The organism is Actinoplanes sp. NBRC 103695, from assembly GCF_030269485.1.
GTDB lineage: Bacteria > Actinomycetota > Actinomycetes > Mycobacteriales > Micromonosporaceae > Actinoplanes.
On the sequence record NZ_BSTL01000016.1, the window covers coordinates 128,572 to 151,559 of the forward strand.

The following is a 22,988-nucleotide window of genomic DNA, read 5'->3' on the forward strand; positions in this document are numbered from 1 at the left end:
ACCTCCACGCGTCACTCTATCAGTGCTAGAGTCTCTCTATCACTGGTAGAGAGGCGGAGATCGAAATGACGAACAAGCTGCACGAGGCGACACATCGCATTCCCGGAGTCCCTGGGCATGCCGAGCAGCCGGCCGGACACCAGGGCGCGGTGGCCCACGGTCGCGCTGCCTCGCGCCCTTCGCTGAACCGCAGGTGGAACCACTCGCCCGCGCGCCCGCCCCGGTTCCTCGCAGCCCTGCAACGCCGGGTGGCCGCTTTCTTCGGCCGTGACCTGGGGTAGTCGTGACCTGGGTGGCCGTGACCTGGGTGGCCGTGACCTGGTGTGGTCGTGACCTGGGGTAAAGGCGACGGTGCCGCGCCTCGCCGGAGCTGACCGTCGACGTGCGCGATCAGCCGCCCCGGCCGAGCCGCCATCGACGACTTGCCGGCCGCGTCTCCCATGCCTCCACAGACGTGACCGCGCCACCGGAGAATGTGGCCCGGCGCTCGGGCCCACCTCTGCGATCGGAAATACGTGCGGCTGAGCAGGCCCGCCACCAGCGCCTGCAGGCGGGCCTCGGCGACCGCGTGCAGGCGGGCCTCGGCGATCGAGCGCGAGCTGCCGAGAGGGACCCGGGGCAGCGCTCACGCCGGGAGGGCCACCGTCCAGTCGGGAGGATCGGCCGGGTGCAGGGCCGGGTCGTCGGCCGCGAAGGTGAGGACCGGCCCGGGCGGGGTCGCCGGCCCTTCGAAGCGGACGGTCACCACGCCGCGGCCGCTGCCCCACACCCATCCGGCGCCGTGGGTGTCGTGCCGCACGTCCTGCCCGGGCCGCCAGCCGGAAACCGCGAAAGCCGCTGCCGCGCCCACGCCGTTCGCAGGCGCGCCCACGCTGTTCGCAGGCGCGCCCACGCCGTTCGCAGGCGTGCCCACGCCGCTTGCAGGCGTGCCCACACCGCTCGCAGGCGCGCCCACGCCGCTCGCCGGCCGGTCGGCCCCCGCCGGGTCCGGCCTGTCGCCGACCGGCGATCCGACGTGGTCGTGGGTGGACGAGGAGGAGCGGTGGGCGGCGGAGTCGACGTGATGGTGAATGGGCGAGCCGACGTGGCCGTGGGAGGCGGAGTCGACGTGGTCGTGGGTGGGCGATCCGACGTGGTCGTGCGAGGCGGAGTCGACGTGGTCAGGGGTGAGGGAGCCGAACAGGTCGTCGGCCGAGGAGCCGAAAAGGTCGTCCTGGACGAAGCCTGCCAGCGTGGTGACACCGACCCCGAGCAGCCGGATGCCGCCGGAGGTGTCGATGTCGGCCAGCAGCCGCCGGGCGATCTGGGCGACGAGCCGGGGGTCGTCGGTGGGCTGGGCCCGCGTCGTCGAGCGGGTGATGGTGGTGAAGTCGTAGTGGCGGATCTTGATGGTGATCGTGCGCGCCGAGAGGCCTCCGGTGCGGAGCCGGCCGCCGACCCGGGTGGCGAGCAGGTCGATCTCGGTGTTCAGGCGGGTCCGGTCCGTGAGGTCGACGTCGAAGGTCTCCTCCGCGGACACCGACTTGGCCTCGCGCTCGCCGACGACGGCACGGTCGTCGTCGGCGCGGGCCAGCCGGTACAGGCCGGCGCCGTGGGCCTGGCCGAACCAGTCGATCAGCTCCGGCAGCGGCGTGCGGGTCAGCTCGCCGATGGTGTGCAGGCCGGCGCGGCGCAGCCGGTCGGCGGTGGCGGGTCCGACGCCGGGCAGCCGGGTCACCGGCAGCGGATGCAGCAGGGCCTGTTCCGTGCCGGGCGCGGCGACGGTCAGCCCGTCCGGCTTGTGCAGGTCGGAGCCGATCTTGGCGATCAGCTTGGAGGTGCCGACCCCGATGGACGCGGTGACCCCGCCGGTGGCCGCCGCGATCGCCGCCCTGACCTGCTCGGCGAGCCGGGTGACGCCGGGCACGGACAGGTCGTGCCGGTCGGCGGCGGCCAGGTCGACGTACGCCTCGTCGATGGAGACCTGCTCGACCAGCGGCGACACCTCGGCGAGCACGGCCATGACGACCTCGCTGGTCCGGCGGTAGGCCGGGAACCGTGGCGCCAGGAAAGCGGTGCCGGGCGGGCAGCGCCGCCGGGCCTCCGCGGTGGGCATCGCCGACCGTGCCCCGAACCGCCGGGCCTCGTACGACGCGGTCGCGACGACACCGCGGCCGGCCACCCCGCCCACGATGACCGGCCGCCCCCGCAGGGACACCTTGTCGCGTTGCTCGACCGCGGCGAACATCGCGTCTAGGTCGACGTGCGCGATGCTCGCCTCGCGCCTCACCGCCACCACCGTCCGCCGATCACAACTCCAGTGTCGGTCACGGGTATGACATAACTCCCCCCTGCGCCCGCTCAGCTGAGCACGCGCTGGTGCAGGGCGGTGACGACCGAGCGGGCCGAGACGAAGGCGCCGTGCTGCCAGGCGACCTCGTGGCTCAGCCAGTCCCCGGCGAAATAGACGCGGCCGGACGGCTCCAGCAGCCGGTTGTAGGCGGCCGAGCCCCACGGCGGCGACGTCCAGGCGCCCTCCAGGTAGGGCGTGCGGTGCCAGGCGACGGAGAACGCGGTCGTCAGCTCGCTCCGGTACTTCTCGCCGTGGATCTTGACGCCCTGGGCGACCGCGCGGGCGGTGCGCTCCGCGGGGGTGAGGGCGCCGTAGGTGCGGGCCGCCGCGCCGGTGTTGTAGTAGCCCACGATCAGGCCGCGCCGGGCGTGGAAGTCGTGGGACGGGTACCAGACGTGCGCCAGGTCCAGGTCGGTCTCGGTGATGCCGCCGTAGATCCGCAGGTCGGTCTCCCACCAGCGGCTGCGGTACTCGAGGCCGATCTTGCCGGAGGCGGTCGCCGGGAACGAGCCGAGCGCCGCGGTCACGTCGGCGCCCAGGTTGTGCGGGATGCGGGCCATCAGGTGCGGGGGCAGCGCGGCGATGCAGAAGTCGGCGGTGATCGACCGGGTGCGTCCGCCCCGCCGGTAGGTCACCGTGACGTCGTGGGCCCGGTTCGAGACGGTCAAGACCTCGGATCCCAGGTGTACGCGATGCCGGCCGATCGCCTCGGTCAGGGCCGCCGGGATGCGGTCCATGCCGCCGACCGGCTGGAACATCATCATCGCCTGGTCGTAGCCGAACTCGAAGCTGAAGTACCGTCCCACGTTGCTCGCGAGCACATCGGACAGCCCGGGCGGGCCGGGCAGCGGGGTGCCCTCGTCGTTGCCGGCGCCGGGGTAGGAGGTGAAGCCGCGGCGGCTGCCACCGGTGTACGTGTGCGCCGGCCCGATCGATCCGAAACCCTCCAGGAACGACAGCAGCCGCGCCTTGTCGCCGGGCGTCAGCCGCGTGTCGAGGGCGCCCTGGTCGGTGGCCTTGGCGAGCAGCTCGGACACGTACCCGTAGATGTCTGCTTTTGCCGTGCGATAGCGGACAGGGGCGCCGTTGGCCTCGTTGTGGATGAGCGCGTCGGCGTTGGCGTTGACGAACGGCTGGATGGGCACGCCCAGCTCGCGGCAGTAGTCGAGGGTGACCATCCACTGGGCGATCCGGGCCGGTCCGGCGTTCAGGTAGACGCCGGGGGAGTACCCGGCCCGCTGGGTGTGCCCGTCCAGGTCGGTCTGGGTGGTGCCGCGGCGGACGGTGAAGTTGCGGCCGCCGGTGACCCCGCGGGCCTCCAGGATCGTGCAGTCGTAGCCGGCCTTGCCGAGCTCGTACGCGGTGGCCAGCCCGGCGATGCCGCCGCCGAGGACGACCACCTTCTTGGCGCCGCGGCCGGTCAGGTGGAAGTCGGAGGGCCGCGGCGCCTGGAAGTCGGGGGCGGTGGCGTGGGCGGGGGCGAGCCCGAGGGCGCCCATCGTGGCGAAGAGGGCGCCCGCGCCGCCGCTGACGCCGACGGACTGGAGGAAACGACGACGGCTCACCGCAGCTGCATCACGCATGTGGTTGATCCTGTGTTCACAGTGTTACATCGACATCTGTCGAAAGTTGCGTGCCGGTTTCCGATAATCTGGCCCCTGTGCCGCTGCTGACCTCGCTGTACGGACCCGACCGGGCCGCCGCCGTGACCGCCCCGGACGCCACGCTGTCGCGGCATGAACTGCTCGAACGAGCCTCCGGGGTCGCGGCCGCGATCGGGGGCGCGAAGATCATCGCGGTGGAGGCGACGCCGACCGCCGCCACGATCGTCGCGATCACCGGCGCGCTGCTGGCCGGCGTACCCGTCGTACCCATCCCGCCCGACGCCGGGCACGTCGAGCGCGCCCACCTGCTCACCGACAGCGGGGCCTCGGTCTTCGAAGCGGGCGACGCCAAGGGCGACGTGCCGCCGGAGCCCGACCCGGCAGCGCCCGCGCTCGTGCTCTACACCAGCGGGACCACCGGGCCGCCGAAAGGCGTGGTCGTCTCCCGCGCCGCCATCGCCGCCGACCTGGACGCGCTCGCCGCCGCCTGGGAGTGGACCGAGGACGACACCCTCGCCCACGGCCTGCCGCTCTACCACGTGCACGGGCTGGTCCTCGGCGTGCTCGGCGCCCTGCGCACCGGGTCGCGGCTGGTGCACACCGGCAGACCCACCCCGCAGGCGTACGCGGCCGCGGGCGGCACCCTGTACTTCGGCGTGCCGACGGTGTGGTCCCGGATCGCCGCCGCGCCCGCCGAGGCCCGCGCGTTGCGCCCCGCCCGCCTGCTCGTCTCCGGGAGCGCCGCTCTGCCCGTACCCGTGTATGAGGGGTTGGAGAAACTGACCGGGCAGGCGCCGGTGGAGCGCTACGGGATGACCGAAACCCTGATCACGGTCAGTGCGCGGGCGGACGGCGAGCGGCGGCCCGGACACGTCGGCACCCCCGTCACCGGCGTCGAGACCCGGCTGGTGGACGAGCAGGGCTCTCCGATCGAACCGGACGGCGTCACGATCGGTCACCTGCAGGTTCGTGGCGCCACGCTGCTCGACGGCTACCTGCGCGGCGGCACGGTCGCACCGGCCGGACTGGTCGACGGCTGGTACCCGACCGGCGACGTCGCCACGATCGGCCCGGACGGCTGGCACCGGATCGTCGGCCGCGCCTCCACCGACCTGATCAAGACCGGCGGCTACCGGGTCGGCGCGGGCGAGGTGGAGGACGCGCTGCTGGCGCATCCCGCGGTCCAGGAGGCGGCGGTGATCGGGACGCCGCACGACGACCTGGGCGAGCAGATCACCGCGTTCGTGGTTCTGGGGAGCGCCGCCGGGGAACGGGAGCTGATCGATTTCGTCGCCGCACGGCTGGCCGCGCACAAGCGCCCGCGCGTGATCAGGCTGGTCGGGGAGCTTCCTCGCAACCCCATGGGCAAGGTGCAGAAGAGTCGCCTACGGTGAAGACGTGTCGACCATCCTGAACCGCCGCGATCTCGACTTCCTGCTGTACGAATGGCTCGACGTCGAGGCGCTGACCGCCGACCCGCGGTACGCCGACCACGGCCGGGAGACGTTCGACGCCGTGCTCGACCTCTCGGAGCGCATCGCCGAGCGGGAGTTCGCCCCGCACAACCGCCGCAGCGACCTCGAGGAGCCGACCTTCGACGGCACGTCGGTGACCGTGATCCCGGAGGTGGGCAAGGCGCTGCGTTCCTTCGCCGACGCCGGGCTGCTGTCGGCGACGTTCCCGCCCGAGGTCGGCGGGACGCACCTGCCGCACACGGTGAGCCGCGCCTGTTTCGCATGGTTCCAGGCGGCGAACATCGCCACGTCGGCCTACCCGATGCTGACCATGGGCAATGCGGCGCTGCTGCTGCGGTTCGGGTCCGCCGAGCAGGTCGCGACCTATGTGCGGCCGATGCTGGAGGGCCGCTACAGCGGGACGATGTGCCTGTCCGAGCCGCAGGCCGGGTCCTCGCTCAGCGACGTCACGACGCGGGCCGTGCGCAACGACGACGGCACCTACGCCGTCACCGGGTCCAAGATGTGGATCTCGGGCGGCGACCATGAGCTCACCGAGACCATCGTGCACCTGGTTCTCGCCCGCGTCGCCGGGGCGCCGGCGGGGGTCAAGGGACTGTCGTTGTTCATCGTGCCCAAGCACCACGTCGGCACCGGGCAACGGAACAACGTCACGCTGGCCGGGCTCAACCACAAGATGGGCTACCGGGGTACGACCAACGCGGTGCTCGCCTTCGACGGTGCGACCGGTCATCTGGTCGGCTCCGAGGGCCAAGGCCTGGCACAGATGTTCCACATGATGAACGAGGCGCGTATCGGGGTCGGGGCGGGCGCGGTGGCCCTCGGTTACACGGGGTACCTGCACGCCCTGGCGTACGCCCGCGATCGTCACCAAGGCCGGCCACCCGCCGGGAAGGACCCCTCGGCACCGCCCGTGCCCATCGTCAGGCACCCCGACGTGCGGCGGATGCTGCTGGCGTCGAAGAGCTACGTCGAGGGCGGCCTGGCGCTGGTCCTCTACGCCGCGAGGCTCGTCGACACCGGCAACGACCTGCTGCTGGACGTCCTCACGCCGATCGTCAAGGCGTGGCCGTCGCAGTGGTGCCTGCGCGCCAACGACCTGGCCGTCCAGGTGCACGGCGGTTACGGCTACACCCGCGAGTACCCGGTCGAGCAGTTCTACCGCGACAACCGCCTCAACCCCATCCACGAGGGTACGGACGGGATCCAGGCGCTCGACCTGCTCGGTCGCAAGGTCCTCCTTTCTTCCGGGGCCGGTTTGCGGGCGCTCGTGTCGGCGATCTCCGCGACCGCCGCCGCCGACCCGGTCTACGGCCCCCGCCTTCTCGCCGCGGGTGAACGACTCGCGGCGGTCACGTCGACGCTCTGGGCCTCCGGCGATCCCGGCAAGGCGCTGGCCAACGCGACGACCTATCTGGACGCCGCCGGGCACATCGTCATCGCCTGGATGTGGCTGTCGCAGCTCCATGCCGCCGGGGACAAGACGGGCGCGTTCTACGACGGGAAGCGGCTGGCCGCCCGGTACTTCTTCGACCACGAGCTGCCGCGCGTCGGCCCGTGGCTGGACCTGCTGGAGTCCGGCGACACCCTGCTGCTCGATCTGGACGACACGGTCCTTTGAGCCGGTGGCTGCTGGGCGCCGCCGGGTTCCTGGCGTTCGTGCACGCGTCCGCCGAGCTTCTCGACAAACCCGTCTTCCGGTACGCCGAGGTGCTCGCTCTCGTGGCGCTGCTGGCGGCGGCCCTCGTCGCCGGCCTGCCGTCGCCGCGCTGGGCGCTGCCGGTGGGCTTCGGAGCACTCATCCTGGACGCCCTCCTCTCGCTTCCCGAGGCTGCTCCGTCCCAGCAGTTCCTCAGCCCGACCGTCCTGCCCAGCCCGTCCGCCTTCGAGGTCGGCATGCGGCTGACCTGGGCGCCGTTCCTGTTCGCGATGGCCGTCCTGATCGCCTCGTTCCCGCTGCGGCGACGGTTGCTGCCCTTCGCCCTCGGCGCCGTGGTCCTCGGCTACGCGATCGGCATCGTGATCCTCGCCCACGACGGCGCCGACCCCGGCTACCTCCTGACCGGATCGCACCGCCAGACCGGCGCCGTCATGCCCGTGATCATGGGTCTGGGCGCCGCCGCGCTGGCCTTCCGCAGCGGCCCGCCCGCCGTGGCGCTCACCGTGGCCGCGCTCCTGCACATCGACGACGCGGTGGGCTCGAGCCTCGGCGTCTCCGCCCTGATCCCGTCCTCGACGACGCTGCCCGGCAGCCTCGCGGCGCTGACCACGGTGCTCGAGATGTCCGCGTACCTGCTGGTGGTGGCCGGCCTGAATTCGCGTACGCCGGTGCCCGTGCCTGACTAGCGTTCCTCAGCGATGACTCTCGTCCATGACGTGGCCGGCGACGGTCCTACGGTGGTCCTGCTCCACTCGACGGTGTGCGACCGCCGGATGTGGGCGCCGCACGGCATGGCCCGGGTTCCCGGTCGGCCCGGAACGCCGGGCGTTCGGGGAACGCGAGGACGAGTTCCTCGCCGCCGGCGACCTGGACGGCGCCACGGCGCTCAACGTGGACTTCTGGGTGGGCCCGGAGGCCTCGCCGGAGACCAGATCGCTGGTCGGCACGATGCAGCGCCACAACTTCGAGGTGCAGCCCGAGGATGCGACGGAGATCGACCACCCCTACGAGCCGTCGGCGATCACCGCGCCGGCCCTGCTGATCTCCGGCGCCCACGACGTACCCGAGTTCACCGCGATCGCCACCCACCTGGCCGGGCTGCTGCCCCGCGCCGAGCACCGCCACCTGGACTGGGCCGGTCACCTGCCGAGCCTGGAGCGGCCCGGCCTGCTCAACCCCATCCTGCTGGACTTCCTCGCCCGTACCCGCGCTTAGGTCCGGCCCCGCGCTTAGGTCCGGCCCCGCGCTTAGGTCTGGCCCCGCGCTTAGGTCCGGCCTGTACCCGCGCCTAGTTCCGGCCCCGCGCTTAGGTCCGGCCTGTACCCGCGCCTAGTTCCGGCCTGGGAAGCGGGTAGCGACGGCTCGGCGGTGGCCGACCCGCGGGGCCGGTGCCGTCGCATCGGCGGCCGCTGACCCGCGGTGCCGGCGAGCGTCGGCCGCCACCGTCTCGTCGTCGTCCTTCTCCAGCTCCTGCCGGATGTGCCGCGGGACGACATCGGAGGTGGCCATCGAACGGCGAACCTCCACCGACCGGTCGTGCAGCAGATCCCGCAGATCCGCCTCGCCCAGCTCCAAGGCCCGCACGAGCGTGGCGCGGACGTCGGGTGAGGAGTCCTGGGCCAGCTGGTGCCGCTGCTCAGGGGTGGTCCGCTCGTTGATGGCGAGACCCTTGCGCACCCGGACGGTGCGGTCGCGCAGCAGGGTCGAGATGACCTCGAGGTCGTGGGTGTGGCGGGCGAGCCGCTCCCTGACCTCGGGAGAGACGTCGTCGATGAGGATCGCGGCCAGCTCGGGCTCCAGGGCCGGCATCTCCGCGAGCAGGCCGCGCAGCTCCTTGTCCTGCGCCTTGGCCATCTTCGCCCGGACGGCGGCGTCACACCCCGGGTTGCCCGCGACCGCCCACCGCACCTTCCGGTCCGAGTCGGCCACGAGACGCAGCAGGTTCACCGGCGAGGTGGCGGGGTTGCCCGCGACCGCTTCCCGGACGGTGCGATCACGATCTCGGACGAGGGGCCGCAGCGCCTGCGCCGGAGCATCCGGGCGGGCCGCAACCGCGGCGCGGACCAGGACCGACGGGTCGGAGACCAGCTCGAAGAGCTCCATGGGCGCGGTCGTGCGGTCCTGCGCGAAGGCGATCCGTGCATCGAGGTCGCCGGTAGCGCGCTGATTTCCCATGGTCAGATCTTCTCACGGTCCGTCCCTGCGACTTTCATCCGGACTTCGGGCGTAGGGTCAGCATGCTGTACGGATTACGCGACCGCCACGCGTACGTCTTCCCTCGCCCGCGCCGCGTCTGGCGGGCACGAAGCTGCACGTCCACCACCCGTTTCAGGGAGGTTCGGTCATGTCCAAGGACTCGACGACGAAGGCGAACGTCAAGAAAAAGGGCAAGACGATCAAGGAGAAGCAGACGGCGAAGCGCGAGAAGCGCGACGAGCAGAAGGGCAGTTCCTCGAAGATCCCGCCCACGGGGCGCTGAGCGTCACGCCGGCGACCACCGCGACAAGCAGACCTCCGACAGGGAGCGCGATCCGGCAGACGGGGCCGCTACGCGTATCCGAGTGACGCCGGCTCGGGTTTCAGGAGGTAACGGTGGGGGTCCGTAGCGCGCTCCAACCGAGTACCCCGGTGACTGATTCCAGAGGGTTGCGGACGGTCAGGCCGTCCGCGCCGATGGTGAAGCAGCAGACGTCCTTGCTGTGGTCGCTGTTGCGCATCTTCACGATGTTGAGCGCTCGACCGGTGAAGGAGTTCATCTCGATATAGCGCAGCAGGATCACATTGTGGAACAGGAACGTGACTCCTCCGATGGGTTCTGGGCTGGGACCCAGTGTGGTGGTTTCGCTGGTGATGAGCAGGGTGGCGCCGGCGGCCCGGATGATCCCGGTCAGGCTGCGGGCGTAGGCGGGGAACCGGTCGGATTCGCGGGAGGCGAAGACCATCTCGGCGAGGCTGTCGATCACGACGCGGTGGACCGGCCCGCCGGCGAGTTGTTCACGGATACGGGCGGCGAGCAGATCCAGATCGAGTTCGCCGAGCGGCACGTGGTGAACGACCAGGTGCTCCTTCTCAAGGGCAGCGCCCAGATCCCAGCCGAACGTGGCAGCCATTTTGACGAGCTGGTCGGCGGTGTCCTGGAAGGTGACGTAGAGACAGCGTTCGTTCTGGGCGATGCCTTCGGCGACGAACCGCAGTCCGCCGATGGTCTTGCCGACTCCGGACGGGCCCAGGATGACGGTGGCCTCGCCGGCGCCGATCCCGCCGCCCATGAGGTCGTCGAGGCCGGGAATGCCGCTGGGGATTCGGCCGCTGACCTCTTGGGCCGGACCGGTGTCGAGGGTTTCGATGCGGGGGAACACCTCAAACCCGATGGGGCTGATCCGGAAGGTGTGTTTGCCTTCCAGGTGGTGGGTGCCGCGCATCTTCACGACCCGCAGCCAGCGCCGGTCGATCGGTTCGCGGGGCTCGTAGGCGAGGTGGATGATCGTGTCCGCCAGGGAGAACTCGACCCCGGCCGCCATCTCGGAGGGGGTGTACTCACCGAGCAGCAGCAGCGCCGCGTCGGTGTGCGCGAGGCGGCTGGTCAGGTCGTAGAACGCCATCCGCAGCTCGCGCTCGCCGGTGAAGTCCCGCAACGCCTTCGCGCTGTCGATCACCACCAGGACGGGATGTTCGTCCATCGTCTTGCGCGCCACCTCGTCGACCAAAGGTCCCATCCGCCCAGGCCGGTCGTCGCGGATGAGATCACCGAGATGCAGGTACTCCACCTGCGGGCCCAGCGATTCGGGAGCGAAGAAGTCGAACGGGTCCAGATGCCGGACCAGTTTGGAATGCGGCTCCGACAGGGTCGTGTAATACACAGACCGATGCTCCAGCGTGGCGTTGGCGAAGCACATCTGCTGGGCCAGGATCGTCTTGCCGGTCCCGGGGGCTCCGGCCAGCACCGTGACCGAACCGGGCTCCAGCCCGCCGCCGAGCACGACATCGAGTCCGGGAACACCGGTTGCCAGTCGCTTCACGTTCGGTCCGCCTTCTGTGCCAGGAGCGCGCCTACCGTGGCCAAAAGCTGTTGCGATGTCCAGGGTTTGGTCAGTACCGCGTCGGCGCCGTCTGCCAGATGGGCGTCACCGGTCACGGCCAGGATCGGTATCCGCGCGGTGACCGGGTCGCGGCGCAGCAGGCGAATGAGTTCGGCCCCGCCCATCACGGGCATCATCATGTCGGTCACCACCAGATCCGGCGGCGAACGATGAACGGCCTCCAGCGCCGATGCACCGTTCCCGGAGTCCGACACGCCATGGTCGGCCCGCTCGAAGATCCGTCGCAGGATGTAACGCAAGTCCGGCTCATCATCGACCACCAAGATCCTGAACAACGAGACCCCTCACCCGCTGTGAACGCCCACGGCGCCACCCGCTCGGTCAACCGGACGCCGGCCGAACGCCTCAGCCCTCCCCGGGGTCCAGGGGGCGGGGCAGCGAACGGCCGAGAAAGCCCTGAAAAGGCCGCGCGACAAGAGGCAAATTTACATTTTAGTCGTTTCTGAGGGGATTAGCGGTGAATTGACAAGATCGCTCCCGCGTCCACACATGGCGATGTCGGACCTGGCGTGCGGCAGGTCGTGCGGCTCCAGCGTGACTATACGAGGGGGAAGGCCCAGGACGAAGCAACTGCTTCCTCGGTCGTACACGGAAGATCGGTTCTCATGAGCAGTCCGTTTCTGGTCGTGGACAGTCCGGAGATCGCCTGTGTCAGTGAGCCTGGCCGGGCGCTGACGCAGATGGTGGTGCGCGGGCGCTGGAACGGCGGGCTTCGTCAGGAAGCGTCGCGGGTGTTGCGGGCATGCGTGGCGGCATCCCCGCGGGTGTTGCTGGTCGATCTGACGTGGTTGCAGGACCCGGCCGGCGAGTCCGTGTCGACGTGGCACACCGCGGCGCTGTATGCAAAGCGAGCCGATTCGCAGGTCATGGTTGTTCTGGCTGCGCCGCCGCCGGCGGTGCGGCGGCGTCTGTCGACGGGTGACGGTGATCCGGCGGTGGCGCTGGCCGACACCGTCGATGCGGCACTGGCCGCAGTGTCGAGCCTGGATGGCGGGATCCGGCAGCACCACCTGGCTCTGCCGGGACAGCCTACGGCGAGCGCGCTGGCACGCACGATGGTCGGTGACACCTGCCGGGTCTTCGAGATGGAGCACCTGACGCACCCGGCTCGGCTGATCGTGTCGGAACTGGTGACCAACGCGGTCCTGCACGCCGGCACTGATCTTGAGGTGTGGGCGTCGGTGCGCGGCGCGGCGTTGTATCTGGCCGTGCAGGACCGCAGCCGGGATTTCCCGCAACTGCTCGACGCCGGACACCGGCATCCTGCCGGATTTCCGGAATCAGGAATGGGACTCCAAGTGGTGACCGCTACGGCCACCACCTGGGGTGCCCTGTCGTGCCGGCGCGGGAAGGTGGTGTGGGCGACCCTTGCCACCAGTGCGGGGAGGGCGTCGTGACCGGCCCTGCCGATGACAGTGGCCGGCTGCACACCGCGGTGCATACCGACGGCGACCGGACCACGATTACCTTGACCGGTGAACTGGACCTGTTCAGCGGGCGGCCGCTGACGCGGCTGCTGGACACCGCGATGGACGGCAGCGTCAAGTACCTGGACGTGCGGATGGCCCAGGTCGGCTTCGTCGACGTCGACGGGGTGCGGGTACTGGTGCGTGCCTACCATCTCGGCGCGGGCCGCGGTGTCAAGCTGACATTGCATGATCCTCAGCCGGATATCGTCTGGCTGCTGCACACCACCGGCGCCGCCCTGTTGCTGGGCGACAGCACCGCATCCGCCGACGCCGTGATGCCGTGCCCTGGCGGCCCGCCACCGCCGGTCAGGGCCGCCGGTGAACCGGTGAACAAGGTTCCTTCCCTCCCGCCGGCAGGCACCACCAGCCGGCGTGACCGGCGTGCCGACGAGCGTGACCGGGCTGCCGATGAGCGTGAGGAACACGCCGACGACCGTGATCGGCTCGCGCAGGAACGTGATCGGCTTGTCGACGAACGTCAGCGACGCGTCAGCGAACATCAGCGCTGGGAGGACATTCGCGAGGACGTGGCCGACGCCCGCGAGCGTGACCTCGAACGCCGAGAGAGCGAACGCTGATCTTCAGGTCAGCCACCCGGCACCAGGATGCGCCACCTCGCCCGTGACAGCCAGGTCGGCGTCTCGACCGCCGCGCCGGTCATCCTCCACATAGACACAACCGCACCACAGGACAACTCTCCGGGTCGTCCAGGTCGTGTTTCGAACTCGCGCCTGGCCGGGTTTGGAACACGACCTATCGGGCGCTCTGCGAGCTGAGGTCGCGAAGGGTGCTCTGGTCGGCGACGATGGCGTGTGCGACGTCGGTGAGCTTGCGGTTGTTGTCCCGGGCGTAGGTGCGGATGCGGGTGAACGCGTCATCGACGCCGATCCCATGGGCCTGCGCAACGGCGCCTTTGGCCTGCTCGATCACGATCCGGCTGTTCAGCGCGCCCTGCAGCTGCTCAGTCAGGACTTCGCCACGGTGGATGGCGCGTTCCTGCAGCAAGGCGATCGCGGCGACGTCCGCGAGGGCCTGCACGATCGGCACGTCCGCACCTTCGAAGTCGCCGCCCTTGGTGTCGCCGAAGACGTTCAACGCCCCGATGATCTGGTTGCGTAGCCGCATCGGGAAGGCATGTACGGACTGGAACCCGATGGAGGTGGCGCGGGGAGCGAAGCGCGGCCATCGGGGGGCGGCTTGTTCGAGGTTCACGTTGATGACTGGCTGCCCGGTGCGGAACGCTTCCAGGCAGGGCCCCTCGCGGGTCTGCAGCTGGAACAGTTCGAGGAGTTTGACGTTCTCGTTGGAGCCCGCCATGAACTCCAGGCGGCCGCCCTTGTCGGCCAGGACCAGTCCGACGGCGGCGGCGCCGACCAGGTCGGCGGTCCGGTCGGTGAGCATGTGCAGGAACTCGATCAGGTCGAACTCATCGACCAGGGTGTCGGCGACCTCGACGAAGATCGTCGCGAGCCGTTCGGCGGAAACGGTGGTCATGCCTGCCTCCCGGCATCATCGCGTGGGTCTCGGTCGAACTGCAACCTGCGGGCTACGACGTCACGGGCGACATCACCGAGGCCACGACCCTCGGCGTAGGCGTAGGCCCGCATCCTTGCCATGGCCTCACTGATTGTCCCCCCGATCTGCACCATCACCATGCCTTGGGCCTGGAACAGTTCCGCCCGGTATTCGACCGCATCGGCCACACCATCGCCGGTGCCGGCGATGCCGGTGGCCTCGTGCTGGTCGAGCAAGGCCTCCATGGTGAGCTCGGCGAAGGTCATCGCGTCGCTGAGCTGGTCATCCGACAGGGCCCCGGGGTGTTCGCGGAAAACGTCCAGGACACCCAGCCGGGCGGCACCCGTCTGCAGCGGGAAGGCGAACACGGCTCGGACGCCGTTGTCGTGGGCGGCGGGACCGTACATCGGCCAGCGGGCCGCCGCCTGGCCGGCGAGGTCCGGGATCAGGACCGGGCGGCGGGAGTCGAAGGCATCGATGCAGGGACCCTCGCCGAAGACGAACTGGAGTTCCTCGATCCGCTCGCTGTGCGGGTCGGAGGCGGCGCATACCCCGCGCACACCGTCATCGGTCAGCACGCTGATCCCGGTCCCGGACGCCGACAACCTCCGGGCGGCGGTCTGACACACCCGCTGGAGGTAATCGGTGGTGCTGCGGGCCTGGCCCGGCCGCACCGCAATGAGATTTCTGAGCGCGGCGACCCGGTCACTCACGAGGCGTGCCGGAGCGGAACAGCGGCGTACTCGGTCGGCGCGGCGCCGTCATGGAAAAGCAAGAACGGAGAGCTGGCACGACTGCACCTCTGCGGTGGATGAAGTGACCGCCGGGGCTGATGGCAGTAGAACCAGACGATCCGATCCTCATAGCAGGCTACTCGCCCTGACGGTTCTCGGAGATCCGAGCAACGAAACGCCGGCCGGCGTGCGGGTGACAACTCCCCGGGCGGCATTTTCTGTTGCGGCTCCCGTGGTTGGGCCGTTGCACGGACCCGGCATTGCCGCACGCCACACAAGGCGGGATCATGCCATGACCCCTCGTCACGCTTTAGAGGCTGTCGGCCGGATGTCGGCTCAGGGTAGCTTGGGCGCGTATCCGTCAACGGCCGAGGAGCCCCCGGCTCAGGGGATCTCGCCAATTACGGTGTGGGATCTGAATTCCTCGCGCTAGCGCGAGGCGGGAACGTGAGGTCCTGACCAATGGCCGACGAACACTTTGCCGTGCAGCAATTGAGGGCTTTCCCGGACCAACCCGGACCTCCGGATCGGGTGTGGGAGCTGGTCAGCGCCTACGGTCCGGACCTGGCCGGCTTGTGTCAGGCCAGCGGCAGGCTCGTGCCCGGCGTCTCCGGGATCGGCTTGTCGGCCGGCAGCCCCGTGACGGGTCCGCGGCTCCGGTTCGCCAGTGACGACACCAGCTTTCTGCTCGAAGACCTCCAGCTCACCATGGACGAAGGCCCGCGCCGGGACGCGGCCGCCACGCGGCGGCCCGTGGTGGCCGCTGACCTGACGACCGGATCCTGGCGGCAGCGGTGGCCGCAGTTCACCCCCGCCGCCCTGGATGCCGGGGTACGGGCGGTGGTCGCTCTGCCGTTGCGGGTCGGCGGCGTGCGGCACGAAGGGGCGGTGAACCTGTATCGCCGTCGTCCGGGTGGGCTGAACGGCACTGAACTGGCGGCGGCGTCGGCCTTCGCTGCGGCAGCCGCGGAACTGCTCACTCTGGACGATCTGGATCTGAACCTGACCGACGCCTTCACCCGCGGCCGGCGCGGCGGCACGTGCCTGTCGGCCGGTGCCACGCCGATCATCGCCGGTTCCAGCGTCGCGGCAGGCTCGTCGGCGGTGCTGTCGGTCTGCTGGTTCGACGTCACGACGCTGGCCACCGTGCGCGAGCAGGTACGCGTGGAGTGTGCCGGCCAAGGCCTGGCAGGTGATGGCCTGTACGTGTTCGTTCTGGCCGTGTACGAAGCGATGACGAACGTCGCACGCCACGGCGGCGGTCACGGTCAACTGTTGCTGTGGTGGCACGCCGACCACCTGTGGTGTGAGATCACCGATCACGGTCCCGGCATCCCCAGCACCTGCCTGCCGGCCCGCTCACCCGGCACCAGCCTGCTCGGCGGGCGTGGGTTGTGGCTCATCAAACGTGCCTGCACCAGTTGCAAGGTGACCACCGACGCCACCGGCACCCGTCTGCTGCTCGGCTACCGCCTCGACCATCTCCCCAGCGCCAGCACAACGCCCCATCTCTGAGCCTTCCCCGCCGGTCGGCAGACACCGGGGCAACACCACTCTCGAGGGTGAATGACATCGACCCCACCGAGCACGACCCGGGAGCGCCTCGAGAGGGGAGAATGATCTCGGTACCGCCTGGCCACGCCTTTCGGTCCCGGTCCCGGTCGACCACCGAAGGCCGGTCGATAAGACCGGAATTTCCAGCCATCCGGTCGTCGTGTGCCGAAACGTCAAATCCGGGCCAGGCCCCGACCACCCTAGAATGCAAGGCGCGGTTCCTTTTGGCGAACCGCTGCCCCGGACCCCGGCATGCTACGAGCCAGCCAAGGCGGAACCATGCCTCCGGACTCCGACGGCGCCTACCAGATTCGCGAAACAGACCTCACCTTTGCGGTGTCCGCCTCACCCGCGGACACAGCCACACCCATGGCCATCTCCGGCATCCGGCATCCCTGCGGCACTCTCACCGTCACGGTGACCGGGGATCTCGATTTCTGCACCGCGTCCACCTTCCAACGGCAGATCCGCGGGCTCCTCGACGGCCGATACGGCGGCAGCCTGGAACTGGATTTCTCCCGTCTCGACTTCTGTGACCTCGCCGGATGGCGCGCCGTCCACGCGGTGGTCGAAACCGCCGCCACCATGCGGTACCAAACCCGCATCACAGCAGCGGCGCCATGCCTCGACGCAGTGCTACGGCTGTGCCAGATTCCTGCGTTCCTGGGTTACACGCCGCGGAAAGCGTTGTAGCAGTCCCATATACCGCCACGGCTGCCCGATCTGTGGGCCAGGGACGGGGGTTGCAAATGCCATGAAAACCCCTCAAGCTTGCTGACGTCGATCAATCTCTGTGAAGGCGGCTTCCATGGCCCGAGCGCTGAACCTTCTGTCGATCACGATCCTGGCCTGTGCCACCTCGATGGGAGTCAGCGCCCCGGCCCGGGCCGCAGTCCCGGAACCCGAGGTCATCCCCATCGACCTGTTGCTCGCCGGCTCCTACACCGACGCGGTCCGCGACGCGATGACGATCTGGAACACCACCGTCCCGACCATCCGGTTCGTCGAGCAGGACACCCCGGCAGCCCTACGGGTCAAGGAGTACAAGACGGCCAACGGCACCAGTTCCCACGTCTACATCAACGGCGCCGGCCGCGGCTGGGTCTACCTCGAGGTCGGAGACGCCGAGACGTACCGGCCTTCCCGGATCGCCGCCCACGAGCTGGGCCACATCCTGTCCCTTCCCGACCTCGGACCCGACAGCCCCTGCGTCAAGGTGATGTCGGGCGCCTGGGCCGGACCGGAGTGCGTCAACGACCATCCCGACGCCGAGGAGATCACCGCCGTCACGGACTTCTTCGCCGCCAACGACGTCGGCGACCCGGTCCCCTGGTGGGGAGGGTTCGCCCGATAGGCGGCGCCGTTGTGGACGGTTCGATCGATGGCCGGTCTTCAGGAGTCGCAGTCGCTCATCGGCTGGTCGATCTGCTCGATCACCTCGGTCAGCTGAACCCGGGCTTTCGCCAGTTCGGCGATCTGCGCGTCGATGCGTTCGCGCTCGGCGGCCAGCCGCGTCTTCGCGACGAGCGGGGTGATGCCCGCCCGGGGACAGGGCAGCAACTCCGCGATCGTCCGGCTGGACAGGTTCGCGGAGAACAGGCGTTGGATGAGCCTGACCCGATCGACGGCCACCTCCGGGTAACGGCGCTGACCCGTGGAGCTCCGCTGGGCGGGCAGCAGCTGTTGTTGCTCGTAGTAACGCAGGGACCGCGTGCTCACGCCGGCGCGGGCGGCCAGTTCTCCAATGCGCAAGGTGACCACGGCCACATTCCTTTGCTCTTCTCATTGGTGTCAACTTTTAGCGTACCGGCATGCACATTTCAGGAGCGATTGCCCTGGTCACCGGGGCGAACCGCGGCCTCGGCCGCCAGTTCGCCACCCAACTTCTGGAGCGTGGCGCCACCAAGGTGTACGCCACTGCCCGCCGGCCCGAACTCGTCACCGTCCCCGGGGTGGAGATCCTGCCCCTGGACATCACCGATCCCGCCTCGGTGGCCGCCGCCGCGGAGGCTGCCGCCGATGTCAATCTGCTCGTGAACAACGCCGGGGTGGCCTTCGGCACGGACCTCGTCGTGGGCGACCTGGACGTGCTCCACCGGGAGATGGACACCAACTTCTGGGGAACCCTCTCCGTGGTCCGGGCCTTCGCGCCCCAGCTGGCCGGCGGCGCGATCCTCAACGTGCTCTCGGTGCTGTCCTGGATCGCATTTCAGGGATCCGGCGGGTACGCGGCGTCGAAATCGGCCCAGTGGAGCCTCACCAACGGCGTGCGTCTGGAACTGGCCGGGCAGAAGACGCAGGTCACCGGTCTCCACCTGGGTGCCGCCGACACCGACATGACGGCCGGCTACGACGTCCCGAAGACGGATCCCGCGGTGATCGTGAAGGCGGGACTGGACGGCCTCGAAGCCGGCTACTGGGAGGTGCTCGCCGACGAATGGTCCCGTGGCGCGAAGGCCGCTCTCGCCGCGGACCCCCGGGCGTACTACAACCAGCAGTGAGGTGAACACGGCGGACGGGGATGAACCCACCCCGTCCGCCGCACGTCTCGGCGCCCGCGACGGCGGGATCGTCGGCGTCGGCGGCAGGTACCCCGCAGCGGCTGTGACGCGGCTGTCGGTCAGGGACCGCGGGGGTGGATCATCGTGCCATGAATTCCTCTGTGGACGAGTCGGGCCGGACTGACGCCGACGCTGTGGTCCTGCTGCATGGATTGGGTACGAGCGGCTGGATGTGGCATCGGATAGCGCCGATGCTCGCGGAGGATTCCCACGTTCTGGTGCCTGACCTGCCGGGCCATGGGCGCAACGGCCAGACATGGAGCTCCTTGGCCGACACCGTGGCGGCCGTGGCGGAGCTGATCAGAACCCGTACGGCGACAGGTCAGGCTCACGTCGTCGGCCTGTCGCTCGGCGGTTATGTGGCCGCGCTGCTCGCGGCGAACGAACCGGCCGTGGTGCGCAGTGCCGTCGTCAGCGGCGTGAACGTGCTGCCGTTCCCCCGTCCGGCGATGATGCGGCTGGCCGGCCGGATCATCGGCCCGTTCTCGACGTCCGGGCCGATGGTGCGCGCGAACGCGACGATCCGTGCCCATGTCACGGACGCCGACCTGCCCCCGAGCCTCCTTCGCCCGGCCGACGCCTGATCGTCCCGGCTGATTACCGAACAAACCGGCGTGATCGAGAAGCACCTTTCTCGGCAAAGCTGTGGTCGGCGCCTCAGCGGCCGAACGCCAGCCCGGCGGCCAGGTCGGGCACCGTCAGGTGGACGCAGTCGACCGCCCGCAGCGTGGTCATCCCTCAGGCGCCCACCAGCGTGCGGACCCGGTCGGCGCCGACCGCCAGGAGCAGGGTGGGCAGGCGCGGGCCGGTGTCGCGGCCGACCAGCAGGTGGTAGAGCAGGGCGAAGAAGGCACGCTGCGCGGCCTTCAGCTCGGGGGTCGGCTTGGTGTCCATCGGCAGGCCGGCCTGAGTCTTGGGTACGCCGTAGACGAGCGCCGTCAGCCCGTCGAGGGACCAGTTGTCGTCCAGCCCGGCCAGCAGCAGCCGCAGCGACTCGCGCTGGGTGTCGTCCAGCGTGGCCAGCAGTTCCTTGTCCGGTTCCTCGCGGACCCGGGTGCGCTGCTCGGCCGGCACCTGCGTGGCCACCCAGGTGGCGGCCCGGTCCAGGCGCGGGCGCACCTCGTCGAGGCTGGTCACCGGGTCGGCCGGGTCCAGGTCGTGCAGGATGCGCAGCAGCTGCTCCTCGACGCCGGTGGTGATGTCGGCGACCGAGGCGAGCATGCGGTAGGGCAGCGGGCGCGGCGTCGCCGGCAGCGGGCCGGCGGCGGTGCCGATCGCCCGGGTGTGCGCCGCCACCTCGGCGTCGCCTGCCTGACCGGCGGCGATCCGCTTCTCCAGGGCGTCCCACTCGTCGTACAGCCGCTGGATCTCCTGGTCGAACGCCACCTTGAAGGCCTGGTTGGGCCGGCGGCGGGCGTACAGCCAGCGCAGCAGCGGCGCCTCCATGATCTGCAGGGCGTCGGCGGGGGTCGGCACCGCGCCCTTGGAGCTGCTCATCTTGGCCATGCCGGAGATGCCGACGAACGCGTACATCGGGCCGATCGGCTGCTCGCCGCCGAAGATCTCGGTGACGATCTGCCCCCCGACGACGAACGAGGAGCCGGGCGACGAGTGGTCGACCCCGGACGGCTCGAACACCACCCCCTCGTACGCCCACCGCATCGGCCAGTCGACCTTCCACACCAGCTTGCCGTTGGTGAACTCGCTGAGCAGCACGGTCTCGGTGTGCCCGCAGCCGGTACAGCGGTAGGTCATCTCGGTGCTGTCGTCGTCGTACGCGACGACCGTGGTGAAGTCTTTGCCGCAGGACGAGCAGAACGGCTTGAACGGGTAGTAGCCGGTCGCCGCGGACCCGTCGTCCTCTTCCGCCGCGCCCGATCCCTGGGCGGCCTCGGCAGCCGCGGCGGCGTCGGCCTCGTCCAGCTTGGCGTTCTGCTGCGTGACCTTCTTCTTGGTGCGGTAGCGCTCCAGGATCGCGTCGATCCGCCCGCGTTCCCGCATCGCCAGCAGCACCTGCTCGCGGTAGGCCCCCGAACGGTACATCTCGGTCTGGCTGACGCCCCGGTACTCCACGCCGAGCTCGGCGAGCGACTCGACCATCGCCGCCTTGAAGTGCTCCGACCAGTTCGGGTAGGTGCTGCCGGGCGGCGCCGGCACCGCGGTCAGCGGCTTGCCGATGTGCTCCGTCCAGCTCTGGTCGATGTCGGCCGGCACCCTCCGGAACCGGTCGAAGTCGTCCCACGAGATCAGGTGCACCACGTCGTGGCCCCGGCGGCGGATCTCGTCCGCCACCAGGTGCGGGGTCATCACCTCGCGCAGGTTGCCCAGATGGACCGGCCCCGACGGGCTCAGCCCCGACGCACAGACGATCGGCTTGCCCGGCGCACGACGTGCCGCCTCGGCGATCACCTCGTCCGCGTACCGGTTGACCCACTCAACTTCAGCCACGACCTGCTACACCCTTCCCTGGAACCACAACCCTCCCATTCTCCCAGCCCGCCTGTCGCGCCGTTCACGCGGCCACGTGACCCGGCGGCGGCCGGCCGCTTTCGGTTGCGTCTCCGGCGCATCATCGGGTGATGAAGTACTTCCGGGACGCCCCCTGCGCCTACCGGGACCTCGATGCCGCTCGCCGGTTCTTCACCGAGGCCCTCGGCTTCGTCGAGCGGTCGGTGCGGCCCGACCGGGTCGAGCTCGTCTTCGAGCCCTCCGACCGGCTCATCGCCACCCGGGCCGAGCCCGGCCGGGTGCAGCCCCCGTCCGAGTATCACCAGGGCCGGTTCCTGATGGGCGCCGACTCGGACGCGATGGACCGGCTGGTCGACCGGGCGAGGGCGGCCGGCGCCGAGCTCGTCGACGTCGAGGTGGGCAGCTACGACGACGGGGACGAGTTCGACGGCGTCTACACCTTCACGGTGGTTGACCCGGAGGGCCACCGCTGGCGCTTCGACGGGGGCGTCGCCCTCAGCGGCTGACGGTCGCGGAGGGGGCGGCGTCCTCGTTGCGCTCCGGGAAGCGGCAGCCACCGGCGGTTGACCTGCCCGAATACCTCTTGTTACGACCGGTTGGGCGGACCAGAATCACTGCGTGGATCTGACAGAGCGGGCGGCGCGAAGCGCGGCGGTGGCGGCGGTGTTCGACCGGGTGGCCGACGTCTACGACGGAGTCGGGGTGCCGTGGTTCACCCCCATCGCGCGGGAACTGGTACGCCTTGCCGCGCCCGCGCCGGGCACGCGGGCCCTGGACGTCGGGTGCGGGCGGGGAGCCGCCACGATCGCTCTGGCGGAGGCGGTCGGCGGCGACGGTCATGTCACCGGTATCGACCTGTCCCCCCGCATGATCGAGGCGTGCGAGGCGGACTTCGCCGGCCTCGGTCTTTCGAACATCGACGTCCAGGTCATGGACGCCTCCTCGCCGTCGCTGCCGGCGGCCGGTTACGACCTCGTCGTCTCGTCCTTGGTGGTGTTCTTCCTGCCTGATCCGCCGGCGGCCCTGAGCGCGTGGCGGCGCCTCCTTGCCGTGCCGGGCGGCCGGCTCGCGATCTCCACCTTCGGCCCCCGCGATCCGGTGTGGGACGCGGTCGATGCGACTTTCCGGCCCTATCTGCCCGCGAAAATGCTGGATGCCCGCACGACCGGCGCCGCCGGGCCTTTCAGCAGCGACGCGGGCGTCGAGGAGCTGGTCGGCGCGGCGGGATACACCGGCGTGCGGACGACCCACTCCGACGTCGAGGTGACGTTCGCCGACGCCGGCGAGTGGTATCAATTCAGCCGATCGCATGGCCAGCGAGCGATGTGGGACGCCATCCCGGACGCCGACCACGACACCGTCAAGGCCGTCGCCGGAGAACACCTGGAAGAGGCCCGCGGTACCGACGGCCGCATTCATCTGACCCAGCAGGTGCGCTTCACCCTGGCCGCAGCGCACTGACAGCGCGCCGGCGCGCTTCTCAGTGGGTGGGGGTCAGGCCCGGCACCACCAGAC

Annotated in this window: 23 protein-coding genes; 14 read left to right on the forward strand and 9 right to left on the reverse strand. The window is 70.2% G+C overall.

Annotated elements, in window-relative coordinates:
- Positions 1-625 precede the first annotated feature (625 nt).
- Both QSK31_RS28285 and QSK31_RS28290 read right to left on the reverse strand, forming a co-directional pair.
- On the reverse strand, positions 626-2,269 hold the full coding sequence (locus tag QSK31_RS28285; RefSeq protein WP_285687460.1) for a DNA polymerase IV: 1,644 nt from the start codon (positions 2,267-2,269) through the stop codon (positions 626-628).
- 71 nt (positions 2,270-2,340) lie between these two features.
- Positions 2,341-3,915, reverse strand: coding sequence for a flavin monoamine oxidase family protein (locus tag QSK31_RS28290; protein WP_285687461.1), 1,575 nt, complete (start codon positions 3,913-3,915; stop codon positions 2,341-2,343).
- A gap of 77 nt (positions 3,916-3,992) precedes the next feature.
- Here QSK31_RS28290 and QSK31_RS28295 point away from each other — a divergent pair, with 77 nt between their 5' ends.
- Genes QSK31_RS28295 through QSK31_RS28310 form a run of 4 tightly spaced genes read left to right on the forward strand, consistent with a single transcriptional unit; the run spans position 3,993 to position 8,286 of the window.
- Positions 3,993-5,330, forward strand: coding sequence for an AMP-binding protein (locus tag QSK31_RS28295; protein ID WP_285687462.1), 1,338 nt, complete (start codon positions 3,993-3,995; stop codon positions 5,328-5,330).
- Positions 5,331-5,334: 4 nt separating this feature from the next.
- Positions 5,335-7,032, forward strand: coding sequence for an acyl-CoA dehydrogenase (locus QSK31_RS28300; RefSeq protein ID WP_285687463.1), 1,698 nt, complete (start codon positions 5,335-5,337; stop codon positions 7,030-7,032).
- A complete protein-coding gene (locus tag QSK31_RS28305; protein WP_285687464.1) occupies positions 7,029-7,757 on the forward strand; it encodes a hypothetical protein in 729 nt (242 codons plus the stop codon). The genes QSK31_RS28300 and QSK31_RS28305 overlap by 4 nt, the downstream gene beginning before the upstream one ends.
- Positions 7,758-7,782: 25 nt before the next feature.
- Positions 7,783-8,286 (forward strand): alpha/beta fold hydrolase, encoded by a 504-nt coding sequence (locus QSK31_RS28310; RefSeq protein ID WP_285687465.1) that lies wholly within the window; start codon positions 7,783-7,785, stop codon positions 8,284-8,286.
- A 114-nt stretch (positions 8,287-8,400) separates the two neighbouring features.
- Here QSK31_RS28310 and QSK31_RS28315 read toward each other — a convergent pair whose 3' ends face one another.
- Complete coding sequence (locus tag QSK31_RS28315) at positions 8,401-9,246, reverse strand: hypothetical protein (protein WP_285687466.1); 846 nt, start codon at positions 9,244-9,246, stop codon at positions 8,401-8,403.
- Between the two features lie 169 nt (positions 9,247-9,415).
- On the opposite strand from QSK31_RS28315, the gene QSK31_RS28320 reads away from it, so the two are divergent.
- Positions 9,416-9,550 carry a hypothetical protein gene (locus QSK31_RS28320; protein ID WP_285687467.1) on the forward strand — a complete coding sequence of 45 codons (135 nt, stop codon included), beginning with the start codon at positions 9,416-9,418 and terminating at the stop codon, positions 9,548-9,550.
- A gap of 100 nt (positions 9,551-9,650) precedes the next feature.
- Here QSK31_RS28320 and QSK31_RS28325 read toward each other — a convergent pair whose 3' ends face one another.
- Together QSK31_RS28325 and QSK31_RS28330 are read right to left on the reverse strand one after the other, a co-directional pair.
- On the reverse strand, positions 9,651-11,090 hold the full coding sequence (locus tag QSK31_RS28325) for a DUF7125 family protein (RefSeq protein WP_285687468.1): 1,440 nt from the start codon (positions 11,088-11,090) through the stop codon (positions 9,651-9,653).
- Entirely contained in the window at positions 11,087-11,446 is a 360-nt protein-coding gene (locus QSK31_RS28330; RefSeq protein WP_285687469.1) for a response regulator, read from the reverse strand. The genes QSK31_RS28325 and QSK31_RS28330 overlap by 4 nt, the downstream gene beginning before the upstream one ends.
- A gap of 351 nt (positions 11,447-11,797) precedes the next feature.
- Here QSK31_RS28330 and QSK31_RS28335 point away from each other — a divergent pair, with 351 nt between their 5' ends.
- Positions 11,798-12,568: an ATP-binding protein gene (locus tag QSK31_RS28335; RefSeq protein WP_285687470.1), complete on the forward strand. Its 771-nt coding sequence runs from the start codon at positions 11,798-11,800 to the stop codon at positions 12,566-12,568.
- Positions 12,508-13,218, forward strand: a complete 711-nt coding sequence (locus QSK31_RS28340; protein ID WP_285687471.1) for an STAS domain-containing protein — start codon at positions 12,508-12,510, stop codon at positions 13,216-13,218. Before QSK31_RS28335 ends, QSK31_RS28340 begins: the two co-directional genes overlap by 61 nt.
- A 175-nt stretch (positions 13,219-13,393) precedes the next feature.
- On the opposite strand, the gene QSK31_RS28345 is transcribed toward QSK31_RS28340, so the two are convergent.
- Positions 13,394-14,134 carry a GAF and ANTAR domain-containing protein gene (locus QSK31_RS28345; RefSeq protein ID WP_285687472.1) on the reverse strand — a complete coding sequence of 247 codons (741 nt, stop codon included), beginning with the start codon at positions 14,132-14,134 and terminating at the stop codon, positions 13,394-13,396.
- Positions 14,131-14,868: a GAF and ANTAR domain-containing protein gene (locus QSK31_RS28350; protein ID WP_285687473.1), complete on the reverse strand. Its 738-nt coding sequence runs from the start codon at positions 14,866-14,868 to the stop codon at positions 14,131-14,133. The genes QSK31_RS28345 and QSK31_RS28350 overlap by 4 nt, the downstream gene beginning before the upstream one ends.
- A gap of 483 nt (positions 14,869-15,351) precedes the next feature.
- Here QSK31_RS28350 and QSK31_RS28355 point away from each other — a divergent pair, with 483 nt between their 5' ends.
- From QSK31_RS28355 to QSK31_RS28365, 3 genes are all read left to right on the forward strand, one after another.
- Positions 15,352-16,404: an ATP-binding protein gene (locus tag QSK31_RS28355; protein WP_285687474.1), complete on the forward strand. Its 1,053-nt coding sequence runs from the start codon at positions 15,352-15,354 to the stop codon at positions 16,402-16,404.
- A 318-nt stretch (positions 16,405-16,722) separates the two neighbouring features.
- Complete coding sequence (locus QSK31_RS28360) at positions 16,723-17,136, forward strand: STAS domain-containing protein (RefSeq protein ID WP_285687475.1); 414 nt, start codon at positions 16,723-16,725, stop codon at positions 17,134-17,136.
- Between the two features lie 115 nt (positions 17,137-17,251).
- A complete protein-coding gene (locus QSK31_RS28365; RefSeq protein ID WP_285687476.1) occupies positions 17,252-17,797 on the forward strand; it encodes a snapalysin family zinc-dependent metalloprotease in 546 nt (181 codons plus the stop codon).
- Between the two features lie 38 nt (positions 17,798-17,835).
- On the opposite strand, the gene QSK31_RS28370 is transcribed toward QSK31_RS28365, so the two are convergent.
- Positions 17,836-18,195, reverse strand: a complete 360-nt coding sequence (locus tag QSK31_RS28370; protein ID WP_285687615.1) for a MerR family transcriptional regulator — start codon at positions 18,193-18,195, stop codon at positions 17,836-17,838.
- Positions 18,196-18,254: 59 nt separating this feature from the next.
- Here QSK31_RS28370 and QSK31_RS28375 point away from each other — a divergent pair, with 59 nt between their 5' ends.
- Both QSK31_RS28375 and QSK31_RS28380 read left to right on the forward strand, forming a co-directional pair.
- Complete coding sequence (locus QSK31_RS28375; RefSeq protein ID WP_285687477.1) at positions 18,255-18,944, forward strand: SDR family oxidoreductase; 690 nt, start codon at positions 18,255-18,257, stop codon at positions 18,942-18,944.
- Between the two features lie 134 nt (positions 18,945-19,078).
- A complete protein-coding gene (locus QSK31_RS28380) occupies positions 19,079-19,588 on the forward strand; it encodes an alpha/beta fold hydrolase (RefSeq protein WP_285687478.1) in 510 nt (169 codons plus the stop codon).
- Positions 19,589-19,742: 154 nt separating this feature from the next.
- Here QSK31_RS28380 and lysS read toward each other — a convergent pair whose 3' ends face one another.
- Positions 19,743-21,452, reverse strand: a complete 1,710-nt coding sequence (gene lysS / locus QSK31_RS28385) for a lysine--tRNA ligase (RefSeq protein WP_285687479.1) — start codon at positions 21,450-21,452, stop codon at positions 19,743-19,745.
- 131 nt (positions 21,453-21,583) lie between these two features.
- On the opposite strand from lysS, the gene QSK31_RS28390 reads away from it, so the two are divergent.
- Positions 21,584-21,979: a VOC family protein gene (locus QSK31_RS28390; RefSeq protein WP_285687480.1), complete on the forward strand. Its 396-nt coding sequence runs from the start codon at positions 21,584-21,586 to the stop codon at positions 21,977-21,979.
- A gap of 112 nt (positions 21,980-22,091) precedes the next feature.
- Complete coding sequence (locus tag QSK31_RS28395; protein WP_285687481.1) at positions 22,092-22,934, forward strand: class I SAM-dependent methyltransferase; 843 nt, start codon at positions 22,092-22,094, stop codon at positions 22,932-22,934.
- The last annotated feature ends 54 nt before the right edge of the window (positions 22,935-22,988 follow it).

What these genes read in the sequence shown, in the direction of transcription:
- QSK31_RS28290 (WP_285687461.1), bottom strand. Translation starts at nt 3,915, where the DNA reads ATGCGTGATGCAGCTGCGGTGAGCCGTCGTCGTTTCCTCCAGTCCGTC.
- QSK31_RS28310 (WP_285687465.1), top strand. Translation starts at nt 7,783, where the DNA reads ATGACGTGGCCGGCGACGGTCCTACGGTGGTCCTGCTCCACTCGACGG.
- QSK31_RS28315 (WP_285687466.1), bottom strand. Translation starts at nt 9,246, where the DNA reads ATGGGAAATCAGCGCGCTACCGGCGACCTCGATGCACGGATCGCCTTC.
- QSK31_RS28320 (WP_285687467.1), top strand. Translation starts at nt 9,416, where the DNA reads ATGTCCAAGGACTCGACGACGAAGGCGAACGTCAAGAAAAAGGGCAAG.
- QSK31_RS28345 (WP_285687472.1), bottom strand. Translation starts at nt 14,134, where the DNA reads ATGACCACCGTTTCCGCCGAACGGCTCGCGACGATCTTCGTCGAGGTC.
- QSK31_RS28355 (WP_285687474.1), top strand. Translation starts at nt 15,352, where the DNA reads ATGGCCGACGAACACTTTGCCGTGCAGCAATTGAGGGCTTTCCCGGAC.
- QSK31_RS28360 (WP_285687475.1), top strand. Translation starts at nt 16,723, where the DNA reads ATGCCTCCGGACTCCGACGGCGCCTACCAGATTCGCGAAACAGACCTC.
- QSK31_RS28365 (WP_285687476.1), top strand. Translation starts at nt 17,252, where the DNA reads ATGGCCCGAGCGCTGAACCTTCTGTCGATCACGATCCTGGCCTGTGCC.
- QSK31_RS28375 (WP_285687477.1), top strand. Translation starts at nt 18,255, where the DNA reads ATGCACATTTCAGGAGCGATTGCCCTGGTCACCGGGGCGAACCGCGGC.
- QSK31_RS28390 (WP_285687480.1), top strand. Translation starts at nt 21,584, where the DNA reads ATGAAGTACTTCCGGGACGCCCCCTGCGCCTACCGGGACCTCGATGCC.